Source organism: Endozoicomonas sp. NE40, assembly GCF_040549045.1.
Classification (GTDB): Bacteria; Pseudomonadota; Gammaproteobacteria; order Pseudomonadales; family Endozoicomonadaceae; genus Endozoicomonas_A; species Endozoicomonas_A lisbonensis.
On the sequence record NZ_JBEWTB010000002.1, the window covers coordinates 1,328,031 to 1,341,256 of the forward strand.

Below are 13,226 nucleotides of genomic sequence, written 5' to 3' on the forward strand. Positions count from 1 at the left end.
ACGCAACTCCTTACTTGCCCTTATCCGCTGCAGCGCCTTTCTCAGCTTCCGCACCGTATACACGGGCTTCTGGCTGATAACGGGTAACGTTTACGTCCTGGTAGTCCAGACGTGGTTCAGCGTCACCATTGAAGTAAGTCAGGGTGTGTTTCAGGAAGTTCTCGTCATCACGGGCTTCGAAACCGTCGATACGCTGGTGCGCACCACGGGATTCCTTACGGTTCACACCACCAACAGCCATACAGTGGGCAACGGTCAGGGAGCTTTCCAGCTCGAACGCCTGCAGCAGTTCAGTGTTGAAGACCTTGCTCTTGTCTTCAATTTTCACGTTCTTCATGCGCTCACGCAGTTCGGCCATCTTGTCAACGCCTTCCTGCATCTCTTCACCGATACGGTAGATGCCGAAGCATTTCTCCATAGTCAGTGCCATTTCCTTACGGATATGGGACAGTTTCTCTGTGCCGTTAGCATTGCGCATGCTCTCAATGCGATCCAGATGAGCACGAGCCTGATCCAGCAGCTTCTTCTCGTCAGACATAGTGGCCTGCTTAGCGAAGTCAGCCGCACGGTCACCGGCAACCGCACCGAAGACTACGGTTTCAGCCAGAGAGTTGGAGCCCAGACGGTTCGCACCGTGCATACCTACAGAAGCACACTCACCCGCAGCGTACAGGCCAGTGATGTCAGTCGCAGTGTTGATGTCAGTGCGGATACCCCCCATGGTGTAGTGAACCGCAGGACGAACAGGTACAGGTTCTTTAACCGGGTCAACGCCCAGATAGTTCTTGGCCAGGGAGCAAATCAGAGGCAGACGTTCCATCAGCTTCGCCTCACCCAGGTGGGTCAGGTCCAGCATGACTGCATCACCCAGTGCAGTTTTTACAGTATTGCCCTTACGCTGTTCCTGCCAGAAAGCCTGAGACAGCTTGTCACGAGGACCCAGTTCCATGTATTTGTTCTTTGGCTGACCAACCGGAGTTTCCGGTCCCAGACCGTAGTCCTGCAGGTAACGGTAGCCGTCCTTGTTCAGCAGGATACCGCCTTCACCACGACAACCTTCGGTCATCAGTACACCAGAGCCTGGCAGACCGGTTGGGTGGTACTGAACGAATTCCATGTCACGCAGAGGTGCGCCAGCACGCAGAGCCATACCGTGACCGTCACCGGTAACGATAGCGCCGTTGGTGTTGAAGCGGAAAATACGACCGGAACCGCCAGTTGCGAAGACAACAGACTTACCCAGAAATACCTTAGGTTCACCGGTCTTAACTTCGATAGCAGTAACACCTTGAGCACGGCCATCTTCCATGATCAGGTCAGTCGCGAAGTACTCGTCGTAACGCTCGATAGACGGGAACTGAGTGGAGGTCTGGTAAAGGGTGTGCAGCATATGGAAGCCGGACTTGTCCGCAGCGAACCAGGTGCGCTCGATCTTCATACCACCGAAAGCACGTACGTTTACGTCGCCGTCGGCTTTACGGTTCCATGGGCAGCCCCAGTGTTCCAGACGAATCATTTCGTTGGTGGAGTTCTGAACGAAATAGTCTACAACGTCCTGGTCACACAGCCAGTCACCACCGGAAACAGTATCCTGGAAGTGGTTTTCAAAGGAGTCGTGATCCTGGATTACACCTGCAGAGCCACCTTCAGCGGCCACAGTGTGGCTACGCATTGGGTAAACCTTGGAGATCAGAGCCACTTTCAGACCCGGATCTTTTTCCGCTACTGCAATGGCAGCTCGCAGACCGGCACCGCCAGCACCTACGATAACTACATCGGCCTTAATGACCTGCATTATGCCAACCTCTATGAAGGTCCGGTGTACCCGAATCGCAAGCGCCTCTGGTTCCGGACGGGTTATTGGAAATTGCTCGAAAAGCATGAACCAGAATGGGAATAGCAGCTTTTACGACGACTATTCACATTCGGATTAAGGCTTTCTGAAAATTAACCAGACTCATTCATCAAACAGTCATCTTAACGGTTGGTTACGACACGAAATCGAATACTGAATGTATCAGGCTGGCTTGACAGTATTGAGCCATAATCGCGTAATCAGGAATAAAAGCTCTGAAGTGTCACAGAAACTGGACTGAACAGGTCATCAGTATAGCTGCGATAATGACTTCGGCTTCCCCACTAGCCACGACGTCGATTTATACATACTGTCAACAATTAATTTGTTAGCGAAATTTAGAGATTTAGGGGGGAAAACACAATCACGAAATCCCTCAATTAAATCCGTATTTGACGTAGGACAAAGGCAGGAACGAAGTCATTCAGAGGCGCAAAAACATGAACAGAAACGTCAGTAAAAGCTCGTAACAAGTGCAACAGCATTAACAGCTTCAATCAAGCCCCAAAAGGCTGTCGTCATTACTGATACTCTTAACGGCAGAGCTGTGGATTTTCTCAAAGCGCTTTTGCAATGCAGCAATCTGCAGATCAACACTGGCGTCAACGACACCGATTTCACTCTCCATAATACAGTCACCGGTTGAAAGACGCTGGTCGGCTACAAGGTCAATAAAGCCAACGCCCTTATATTCAGCGAGAATGTCGTTTACTTTCGCCTTGACCATCTTGAACTGACTGGGGGGAATACGAATCGTTACCTGTTTTTCATTTCGGACATGCTGCAGGGCATTGCGAACCAGGTTAACGGCCAGTTCTTCCTGGTCAAATTCACCAATGATCTTTTTCACTCCGGACATAAGGATCTCGGCCAGCGCTGTTTCCACTTCCGCAAGATAATTAATCGTACGGCTGACGACCTTCAGCATCTGGTCGGCCTGATCGATCCTGCTTTCCGTCACACCGTCTTCATAGCCTTTTTGCTTTTCCTGCTCATAGGCGGCTTTGGCGGCTTCAATAATCTGCTCCGCTCTTTGCTCAGCTGACTGGATAATATCTTTTGCTTCCAGATAGCGGGCATAATCCGTGGCTTTTAAAACTCTGGCTGCCGGATCTATATGCAGCATTCCATCAGTCAGGACAACAGGAGACGCCATTCTTTGTCCACCTCCCTGTAAGTCTTGACCAGTAAATTCACACAGTCGGTTTCAGACAGGTTCACTGTACTGGTATTCGTCAATGCGTCTTTGCATGACTGGGGTAGCTTTAACTCCAGACGCTTTCTGAAAGAGAGCGGTGCCTGAGAAAAAGCCTTGCCAATCACCTGTACCCCACTGGTTTGGAGATACTGTTTGAAGCGTTGCAGATGATTCCAGTCAATCAACAGGCTTGGTCCCTGTTTGCTGGCAGCACGGCTGACAAATTGTGCTTTTTTAACCGCAAACCGATAGGCATCAGCCCCAAGGCATTGTTCCAGAGCTGCCCGCTCATCCCGGCGAACAGCATTCCGAATAACATCTTCGTTGAGAATAATGCCAATATAAGTAGCCGTTTCTAAAAGCACTTCTGTCTTTGCCAGTACGATGCGTTTAGCAGGCTCCTCAAAATCGTAATCATAATCTTCGTGCAGGGAGAACTGGGTCAGAAGATAATGGGAAAGGTGGAAATCGGCATTCCCCGCTTTTCGCAGCTGTGACACTAATGGCGACAGTTTCACCGTTTTCAGCCAGGTCGAGTCGATATACCGGACAAGATAGAGGTTGAACTCAGCCACCCGCTGAAACAGGTCCAGACTCTGTCGACCATCAATTAGCGGGTGAGAGGCATTCATTTAGCCTTACCTCCGGAATTAGCCGGAGTCCGCATATAAAACCACCAGTAAGCACCACCTGTTCCCCCCAGAATAAGAACCACCAGCCCAAGCAGGATAAAAATAATCATTGTGAAGTTTGATCTGGTCTTATCGGGAGCCAGCAGATTGTCCTGGTTGATACGAGTGGCCGGGAACAGGGAAACGGTAATTTTGTCCAGAGACAGACCTTCAATACTGTTTGAAACCAGTGTTTTTACTTTAGGTATAAAGCCAGCCAGCTCCAGTTCTGGTGTGTATTTTATGAAAACAGACGCTGAAGATGGGTAGTTTACATCGCTCAGGGTGTCCTGTTCCTGTGGCAATACCACATGAACACGAGCGGTTATCACGCCATCAATCATCGACAGGGTTGATGACAGTTCCTGAGACATTGAGTAAGTGTAACGAGCCCGTTCTTCTGTCGGTGAAGAGATCAGACCGTCTTTGGGAAAAATATCACCAATGGAGGAGTACTTTACTTTAGGGTAACCCAGGCTCTTGAGGAGTTTGATGGAGTGGGATACTTCATCCGACCCAACCATCAGCGTGACCTGCTTGTCTTTGTCGAGTGTTTTCTCCGCAGCCACTCCGCCATCCAGCAAAATAGCCAGCATTTCATTGCCTTCTTTCTCACTGAGACCGGAATAGAGTTCAACCTTACAAGCCGCAAGCAGTAAACTGAAAAAAATGACGCCCAGTATTCTGAGCCTGCGTTGTAAGTTGTGCTTCATCAGGGAGCAACCTGCTGGTTACAGTGTTCCAATACTATGTTCCAAACTACTGCTTTTACACTGCCGCTTTACACTACTACCTTCAAACCAGTGCAGAAGGCTTACTGGTTCTTCAACAGCGTATCGAACGTTTGAGTGCTCTTACTGACGATTTTACCGATGTAATCCTCAGTCACCATCAGGTTGGTCATCGCCATCTGAGTCTTAAACATCTGTTGCATGTTCATGACCTCACCTTCCTGAGGTGGTGTCATGGCACTCTGGACATCAGCCCTTCCTGCCTCTACATGGTCTCTTAAACCTTGCATACCCCTGAGGATTTTATCCCCAAGAGTTAATGCCTCCCCATCAACCGGAGGTGTTTGTTCAACACCTTCTGCCAGAACATTTTGTCCGTTAGCATTTTTCCCCGGGTTTTGTGAGAGCAGTTCTCCAAACTTTTCTGCTGCTGAAGCATCGGCCTGATCGGGAGATGCCACCGGCTCCAGAGATTCCAGAGCCTTTTCAGCCAGCTGGCTGGAGTTGGTAATATTTTCGGCCATTTTCTGGACCTCTTGAGTCGCTCTTGCGTCGCTGTGGTACTTCCCTTCAGGTGATTCCAGTAAAAGACCAGACCACCAGTTTTAATTCAGGCATTACCAATTTTTTCAAATTGCTGAGTTAGTGTATCGATAGTCGTTTCAATATTAGGTCTGGAAAACTCCTCATTAGCCAGATAGATAAACAGCAAAAGCTCTTCATCACCTTTTAAGCCCACCTGCATTGGAAACTTCGACGCTTTCGTGTAATGGCATTCTTTTAAGGCCCCAACAAGTAGCCCAAGGCAGTCATGAACTGGAATAGAGCGCACCAGATACATCAATACGCCATCTTCCTGCTGTTCAAGATACAGTTCCCCGCGATGCTCAAAATCAAGACTGAGTACACCGCTCTCGCCAAAGCTGAGATTCTCAATCCCCATTCCTTTGCCTATATCGGCAATGACGTCATCTCGCCAGTCCATAGCGTTATTATCCCAAGCTGTTATTTTTTACGGGTGGTTAACCATTACCACCTTCACGGGGTCTTTTAACAGACGACAAATCAACAGCAATTTCACCAATAATACTGTCTGAATCCTGCTGACTGATGGCCATATCCTCTTCAGCTTCCTGCTCAATCTTCGAGTCCAGCCCTTCGGTAGCAGCAGCGATAATAGCCAGTTTGGTATCGTCATTAGCAAAGACTTCTTCCGGAATCATTCTGACCATGGCAACCACTTTCGTCAGAGTAAATATCTGTGCGTCAAGCTGCTGAACATTCATGGCATCGGGTATTTTTTCAAAGTCTGCTTCAGTCACCCATTGCTGCTGAACCAGGTTGAGCAACTGCCCCATCAGGATATTCTCATTCAGTTCCGTTTCCGGATACGTTCTTACCAGCTGCTCTTCTGTTTCAATACAACTATCGTGAATAGCCACCAGCTGTTTCAGCTTGCTCAGGTCTTTAACAATGGCATCGAGATGCTCAGGTGGCGCTGACGGTTCCATGGATGCCATTTCAGATGAAAGCAACTTCAACTGCATAAGAATGGCTTCTTCGACATCGTCGGTACCGTAGTTTTCAGTAAGGAACTGGTGCAGTTTTTCCAGCGACTGGTCGTCACGAACGTAGGACTGAACATTGCTGTTGTAGGCTTCCCGAATATCCCGTACACCACCCAGATGAGAGAATTCAGCAGCATCTTCCGAGATGTTAGGCGCAGCAGTGATCAGTGATTTATGTTCAGCCCTGATATCATCCCTGACTCCCCGTAACTGATCCGCTTTTTGTTTGTCACCCAGTTGCTCAAAGTAATCAGCCGCAATATCCAGAGCGGTAAACTGATCAACAGGATCATCCGAAAACTCTTCCAGCTTTTCACGAATTTGCTGATTCGTGAGATTTTTCAGGGCCTGGAAGTTATTCAGAAGGTCTTTAACGCCCTGTACACCCTGAATGGTCTGGATTTTCTTGACGCGCTCGAGGATAGAAGCAGATAGTCCGCTACCTGTTTTGAATTTACGCTTATCAGACGTTTTGTTTTTAAATTGTCCTGCAACGAATGACATTTCCTCTGCAGCATCAGCAAATTTGGATGCAGCGTTAGAGGTGGCAACCAGTCCTTCACCCTGCAGCTTGCCCTGAAGTCCCTGAGGGCTTTTACCGCCTTCAAGTTGCTTGGTAGGGCCTGGATGCTGAGTGAAATGTACACCACCGGTATCAATCATTCATCTTCTCCCTGAAAACAAAAAGCCAGCTCAGATGAGCTGGCTTATTTTTGTGTTATCCGTTTACTTTTTTGAACGTATCGTTCCAGGAGCGGATAATTTCATCCATTCGATTTTGCACATTCTTAACCATGTCACCCTGTAACTGCATCCACTCACTTTCACTGGTTGCAGTATTTTCATGAGTTTTCTGCAAGGCTTCTTCTTCTTTCTGTTGTGCCTGTTCCTGAGCAACCTGATATTGAAAGCCTGCCCCTGCAGTCTCACCAGTACTTCCCACCATGGTTCCGACAGCAGATGTCTTCTGCAACTGGGAGTTGGTTGCAGTGGATTGCATTTGAGACTTGGTATTAAGGTCAGCACCTTCCGGAGTATCCACTTTGGTGCTTTTTGCCGCACCGGCCATAGAGATACCACCCGAAGCGATTTTCATGGTACCGCCAACAGTACCTGCTAACAGCGAATGAAAACCTGCTTTCCTTATGTCATCTGCCTGACTGAGTACTGACTCTTTGGCTGCATCATACTCAATAGCCCTTGACTCCCTGGCAATCTTACGACCGATAATACTCATCTCAAACATGAGTTCGAGTACGACAAAGATATCAGCCAGTGCCTTGACCAGAGGGTCGCCTGGATAGTTACCCTGCAACAGATTGTTGGCAGTGTTCACCGCTTGTTTCAAAAGGCTTATTTGCTGGCTGTTGTTACCCGAAATGACACCCTGACCTTTAAGCGTTCCCGGATCGGAAAACGCCAGAGCAACCTTTGCCTCTTGCTCACTGAGTCCGAGATTCATCAGCTGTTGTAACTGCTGGGCATTTCCCTGTGTTTTCCCTTCAAGTAATGCCAGAAAGCGCCCGGCCTGTTCCTGACTGAAGCCCAGAACCCCCAGTTTGGCTTTATTCCCGGTTGCCTGGTGCATGGATACCAGCGCATTTCCTTCATCATCAGGGTCAGCCAGTGCCATCAGCGCATCGATCTGTGCGTCACTGAATCCCATACTTTTCAGTGAGTCTTTTTTACCCTGCAAAGCAGCCGAACCACCGTGCATGGACTCAAGAGAATTGCCTGCATCATCAGGGTTTGCCAGCGACATTAATGCATCCATTTGCCGCTCACTGAAGCCCATTGAAGCCAGTACTGATTTTTTCCCTTCTGAACCGGAAGCGTGTCTGCCACTGATCTGATTCAGGAACGAAACCGTACCCTTTATCGTTTCAGAGAACTCCTTCAGCTTTGCCATCTGCTCAGAAGAAAGCTTACCCTCTTTGGCATTTCGAACCATATCAAAGGTGCTGCTCAGAGCGTTCTCGGTGGCCTTTTCCACCTCATCCAGATCACTTTTTGCCTGCGCAAGGTGATTGGGCTTAACCCCGCCCGGCTGATCAATGTCCGGCATTCGGGTTTCCTGTCCCTTGAGAACATTAGATTCATCTGCTTTTTTGCTGGCACTGATATGCTGTCCGTCAAGGTTGCCGGAGCCGACCTTATCTACATTGTCTGCATTTTCACTGCCCTGTAACGCACTGGCTTGTGACGCCACATCTACGTTAACGGTCGAAGCTACCTGCCCTGGTATATTTGACATAACCAATCTCCTTTTAAAAACAAATCACTCAAGCTTTTACGTTACGTGCAAGAGTCGATTTCGTATCATGGTTAGCTTTAATGATGTTGGCAGCAACGCTGTAGCCTGCCTGAAGTTCATCTATAGCTCTTTGAATCCCTTCCATTGCATCATCAATCTGCTGTTGAATTCTCAACATGAACGCTTTTTCTTCCAATGCATCGGCTTTAAGATTTTCTGCCTGATAGGTATAGGTGGAAGAAGCCGCCTGAGAGCTTCCGTCTCCCATGGTGGCAGCCCCCTGTATCGCCTGGGCAATCTTTTTAAGCTTATTCATCATCTCGGTCATTTTGGATGTTGTGGCTGCAGCCGTGGAAGCCGTATTGGTAGCCGTTGCAGTCACTGACGCTCCGGTTGAAGCACCTGTGGCAGCACCTGAGGTCGCAGCATTAGCCGCTACTTTGGAAGCTGTGGACGCCGCATTAGCAGTACCACTTGCGGCACCTGCTGCACCCAGAGACAACACGATAGAAAGACCCGTCCAGAAAGCCATTGCCCCTATTTGTGCATCTTTACTGTCGCCAAAAATTTTCATCATAAAATTGTTAGTCTCTGATGAAACAACCATTGTGGCTGTAAGCGCCAGAGCCGCGATCATCATACCCGCTGCCACGGCTCCAACCCCTGTCGCCACCATTGCAACAGCTGCGACAGCCATCACAGCCATGGCAATATAACCGAATATTTTTCCAAAGAAGCTGCTTTGCCTGGCTTTATTGGCCTTCTCGATAGCTTCTGTAATCTGACTGATTCGCTTATCACTGGCTTCATTTCTATTCATTTGCCCCAGTCGAATAGTCTGCTCATCAAACTTGATTCTTTCGTTTTGAAGCTGACTCTGAAGCTTGGTAATCATTGTTGTCGCAGAATCAATATCCAGAAGATCCTTACTGTTCAAAACGGATTGCGTTAACTTTGTTACATCTTCCTGAATCCCTTTTTTCAGATCATCAGGTATCTCTCTTATCGCTGAAAATCGAGTTAAGACATCTTCAAAAGCATTGTATAGTTTGTTGAGCTTTGGCTGACCATTGGCCGCAAACAGATCTTTCATACGCGCAGGGGCTGAGTGCATGGATGACAGAGAGTTATCCGGATCATCGGGGTCTGCAAGGGCTGTCATACCATCAATTTGAGCTTCGTTTAAAACCCATTTTTTGCAACTCAGCCTTTTTACCCTGAAGGGTCGAAATCTGATTCGCCAATGGCTTTTTCTGGAACTGTTCAACGCTTTTACCCAGCGTTTCAGCTAACGGCGCACTCTCATCCTTCTCATACGTCTTTAAAGCTTCCGTTGTCGCTTTTTCTGACTCACCTTTATCAGAAGGTTTATCCAGATTCGGTTTAGGAATTTGGGAGGCTGGAGCAGCGTCTTTCTGATCCCCTTCAGTTCTGGAGTAAGAGTTTTGCCCACTGAAACCTCTATCTACAGGTTTTTCAGCTTCCTGAACTTCGGTTTCTGCTGAAACCAAACCAGCCAGTTTCGTTTGGTCTGCATTCCCTACAGAACTTGTATTAATTCCGCCCATTGATACTACTCCCTGTGAATTATTCGCTTTCGTCAGAATCACTCAAGTTATCAAGCATTTCTACAGCACGCTGTTTTTCATCATCGTACTCTGAAGACTCAGAAGCCCACTCAATAGCTGATTCATAAGACTGCCTGGCTTTTTCCTTATCTCCCATTGCCAGATGACAATCGCCTATGTAAATCATCGGGCGGGGATCATGCTCATCCAATACCAGGGCAAAAGTAAAAATTTCAATCGCATTTTCAAATTGCTTTTGCATTTGCTGGCAAGCACCTAAACCTAAAAAGTACTTGCGATTAAAGTGGTCATAAAAGCAAAGAAACTGGAATACCTTCTGAGCTTCCTCGTACTTACCCCCCTGGTAGAGATTGTATGCAACGCTGTAAATAGCCTCCATTGCATCCTCACTCATGTTTTTCAAGTCTTTGAACGTTCCACCTTTGCCAAAGAACTCCATGAGCATATCTTCCATTTCTTCACCAGGTATCTGGTCGATATTTTGATTATTCACGCGTCATTCCTCCTTGAATTAAATCAGCGTAGATTCTGTATTATTGTACCTATTGATTGATAGTACTTATTAATAAAGTTAGACAACATCTCGAAAGACTGGTTGTATTTATTAATCGTTTGTTGAAGCTTAGTTGTTTCCAGTTGAGACTGACTGGTCAGGGCTTCTATTTCCTTTTTCAGGCCTTCAATATTAACATCCCATTGAGAGGAGTTATGATCATTGCTTTCGTCATAGAACTTTGCACCATAACTATTCCAGAACTTTTTAAATTCATCTGTAAATGTGGTCGTTCCGGTAGACCCTTTTTTAGCCGCTTTGGCTTTTTCATTTTTTGCCTTAACCAGCCAGTCATTCGCCTCTTCTAACCGTTTATTTTTTGCCTGAATCGATTCAATCTGTTCACGAAGCTGAACTTGAATAATATCAGCCCTGGCAGTCAGAACCGACATAACCAGCGCATCCAGACTGGGCTTGGAAAAATCTACTTTCTCACCCAGAGTGTATGCATTGATCGTGGCCGCGCCAGGCCCTATATAATTGTCGCCTTGCCAGTTTGAGGGGTTACTGACCTGATTCAGCATTGAAACGGGTGTCTGAACATAAACAATTTGCTTAGCCGCTTCATTCAGTTCACCGGCATATTTAAGGGCATTTAATGTCGATTTATCAACCGCATAAAAGTGTGTTGGAGTCAGCGAATTCCCCTGGTCATCCGGATCAGCCAGAGCCATCAGAGCCTCTATCTGGGCATCACTAAAACCTGAAGCCCTGAGAGAGCTTTTTTTACCCTCATTGATAGTGACAGGCGTCGTTCCTGTTCCGGTGCCAGTTCCACCACCATTAACAACCCCACCATTGCCTGCCCCATCTACTGACGCATCTGCCATCTGTTAAGAACTCCCTGTCTTTCGTGCAAAGAATTAATTTTGCACATTACCTTTAATCTAGGTTATTCCTGCCATTCGGCATTAAAAATGTCTGAGACTTCGGTATTAAATCTCAATTGGTTATATTTAATATTTTTTTAATTTCTATATAGTTAATTTTCTGAAACGTCTCTGACCGTTCACTATTTCATCAACTACCTGCTGATGAGCGACTACAGCCGGGTCCTGTTTAAGCCGCTCTATAAAAGATGTTCCGGGAATTCCATCCGGAGAAGACAATACACCATAAGCAGCATACAGAATCTTGTTGGCTTCCTGTTCTGAAAAATCAGGACTTATTTTATTAATAAGCTCCGCTTTCAAAAGGAAATAGTGACGCCTGTTTGTTAAGTTTTCTAAATTAAGATGATCATTTGGACCCAAACCCAGATTTTCACCTCGTTCAACTTCTGCAATCTTACCTTTCTTATGAAGTCGCTCTGGTTTCCTGGCCACCGGTGGTGGCTGCCTGCTTTCCTCTGTGCTTAGTCGATTCAAACGATCATCAATAGCATCAACATGAGCTTTTAAAACCACTTTTGCTCTATTTGGCAGACCCGGAGTCTGCATCAGAGCAACGGCGCTTGGGCGATATTTCATCAGCATATCTTTATTCAGGTTTGGCAGGTGGTCCAGCATTCTCTGAGTGCTGCCATACATTTCTCCCGCCAGCTCGTCTTCTGGCATCTGTGGACTCTCCACCACTCTTTTTACGGCATTACAAACCCCTGATACTGCCTTCCAGCCTGCTTCAGAACAGTCAAACCCTGCTTCACGCAATACAGGAGCCAGTATTTTGGCAATTCGGTTTGAAAGCGGCTCGCTGCTATCGCCCCTCATCAGCTCTGCTTCAAGTCTGTTAATATCCTCCGGGTTTATCCTGCCTCTTTTCTCCAATAACTCCTTCATCCTTCGCTGAGCTTCTTCCTGCTCAGGCGTTAAACCTTCAGCACCCCGGAAATCAGGATTTTCCACTGCCAGAAAATCATTCTTTGGCACCGAAGGCTCAGGAGTATCATCCGGCTGATTACTATCATTTTCTTTTTTCTTCTTACCTGAATCCGGAGATGGAGGAGGCGGAGAGGGCTGGGAACCATCATCACTGTACATAAAAGCCAGTGACGTCGACAACATCATGGCACCCACCGAATAAAGGAGCGCACCAGCAGGGAAGGTGGCCATCCCGACTCCAATCAGAACAGCCCCGATAACAGATCCTGTCAGGTATTTTTTATAGGGTATTTTATCTATAAAAGAGAGACGCTTAGTAAGCCCTGCCTCAATTTCCTGCTCCCTCGCCTGATCAGGATCACCATCAACGTCTTCTGTTGATGTTATTTGAACATTTCTTCTGCCTGTAGGGGCAGGAGGCTCCTCACGAACCGGGGGCGTTTCTTCCGGAGGCTGGTCAGGAGCGGGCAGGTCTTCATCAGGTCGGCGTGGCTGCCTGGAAGGTCTGGCGGAGCTTGTGTCGTCAGGGTGTTTCCTTCTTAATTCCTCATTCAGAAGCTCATCCAGATCACCTGAAGCATAACTTTCATCTTCAGATTGATCATCAAGCCCCTCCGGGTCCAGGCTGTCAATGTATTTCTCGGCAGTACGCTCGTGGATGCGCTTGCCAGGACGACTCTCATCAGGAGCTTTTCCTCTGCCCACAACCCTTCTGCCACGCTCAGAAGTAACACTGTTACTGCGATGCCTTCCTACTTCCGGGTGCTTGGTTCTTTCCGGATCCAAAGATCCGCCAATCGAGCTAGCTGGTCGGCTCGCGCCATCGGCTCCGCCTGGTGGGTGTGCCATAAAAAGCTTATTCCAAAGATCCTTTTCGTATACTTGATAAAGTCTAGTTTAATTGTCTCTGTATAATCGGCATTCCAGAGCTATATAGAGACAGAGCCTCCACATTTGCCCCAGACTAACCGCTGATACAGGTAAAGC

Annotated in this window: 13 protein-coding genes; all 13 read right to left on the minus strand. The window is 47.5% G+C overall.

Features of this window, described 5'->3' with window-relative positions; genetic code table 11:
* Window positions 1-10: 10 nt before the first annotated feature.
* Window positions 11-1,795 (minus strand): fumarate reductase (quinol) flavoprotein subunit, encoded by a 1,785-nt coding sequence (gene frdA / locus V5J35_RS06895; protein WP_354010543.1) that lies wholly within the window; start codon window positions 1,793-1,795, stop codon window positions 11-13.
* A gap of 553 nt (window positions 1,796-2,348) precedes the next feature.
* Window positions 2,349-3,011 (minus strand): HrpE/YscL family type III secretion apparatus protein, encoded by a 663-nt coding sequence (locus V5J35_RS06900; RefSeq protein ID WP_354010544.1) that lies wholly within the window; start codon window positions 3,009-3,011, stop codon window positions 2,349-2,351.
* Complete coding sequence (locus V5J35_RS06905) at window positions 2,990-3,685, minus strand: SctK family type III secretion system sorting platform protein (protein WP_354010545.1); 696 nt, start codon at window positions 3,683-3,685, stop codon at window positions 2,990-2,992. Before V5J35_RS06905 ends, V5J35_RS06900 begins: the two co-directional genes overlap by 22 nt.
* Window positions 3,682-4,437, minus strand: coding sequence for a type III secretion system inner membrane ring lipoprotein SctJ (gene sctJ, locus V5J35_RS06910; protein WP_354010546.1), 756 nt, complete (start codon window positions 4,435-4,437; stop codon window positions 3,682-3,684). Before sctJ ends, V5J35_RS06905 begins: the two co-directional genes overlap by 4 nt.
* Before the next feature lie 101 nt (window positions 4,438-4,538).
* Window positions 4,539-4,979 carry an EscI/YscI/HrpB family type III secretion system inner rod protein gene (locus V5J35_RS06915; RefSeq protein ID WP_354010547.1) on the minus strand — a complete coding sequence of 147 codons (441 nt, stop codon included), beginning with the start codon at window positions 4,977-4,979 and terminating at the stop codon, window positions 4,539-4,541.
* 86 nt (window positions 4,980-5,065) lie between these two features.
* Entirely contained in the window at window positions 5,066-5,440 is a 375-nt protein-coding gene (locus tag V5J35_RS06920) for a type III secretion system chaperone family protein (protein ID WP_354010548.1), read from the minus strand.
* 37 nt (window positions 5,441-5,477) lie between these two features.
* Complete coding sequence (locus V5J35_RS06925) at window positions 5,478-6,686, minus strand: TyeA family type III secretion system gatekeeper subunit (protein WP_354010549.1); 1,209 nt, start codon at window positions 6,684-6,686, stop codon at window positions 5,478-5,480.
* A 55-nt stretch (window positions 6,687-6,741) separates the two neighbouring features.
* Entirely contained in the window at window positions 6,742-8,277 is a 1,536-nt protein-coding gene (locus tag V5J35_RS06930) for a hypothetical protein (protein WP_354010550.1), read from the minus strand.
* 28 nt (window positions 8,278-8,305) lie between these two features.
* Window positions 8,306-9,439: a type III secretion system translocon subunit SseC family protein gene (sctE, locus tag V5J35_RS06935; RefSeq protein ID WP_354016300.1), complete on the minus strand. Its 1,134-nt coding sequence runs from the start codon at window positions 9,437-9,439 to the stop codon at window positions 8,306-8,308.
* 4 nt (window positions 9,440-9,443) lie between these two features.
* Complete coding sequence (locus V5J35_RS06940; RefSeq protein ID WP_354016301.1) at window positions 9,444-9,887, minus strand: hypothetical protein; 444 nt, start codon at window positions 9,885-9,887, stop codon at window positions 9,444-9,446.
* Window positions 9,865-10,359 (minus strand): SycD/LcrH family type III secretion system chaperone, encoded by a 495-nt coding sequence (locus V5J35_RS06945; protein WP_354010552.1) that lies wholly within the window; start codon window positions 10,357-10,359, stop codon window positions 9,865-9,867. Before V5J35_RS06945 ends, V5J35_RS06940 begins: the two co-directional genes overlap by 23 nt.
* Before the next feature lie 23 nt (window positions 10,360-10,382).
* Window positions 10,383-11,249, minus strand: a complete 867-nt coding sequence (locus V5J35_RS06950) for a hypothetical protein (protein WP_354010553.1) — start codon at window positions 11,247-11,249, stop codon at window positions 10,383-10,385.
* Window positions 11,250-11,393: 144 nt separating this feature from the next.
* A complete protein-coding gene (locus V5J35_RS06955) occupies window positions 11,394-13,088 on the minus strand; it encodes a hypothetical protein (protein WP_354010554.1) in 1,695 nt (564 codons plus the stop codon).
* Window positions 13,089-13,226: the final 138 nt, after the last annotated feature.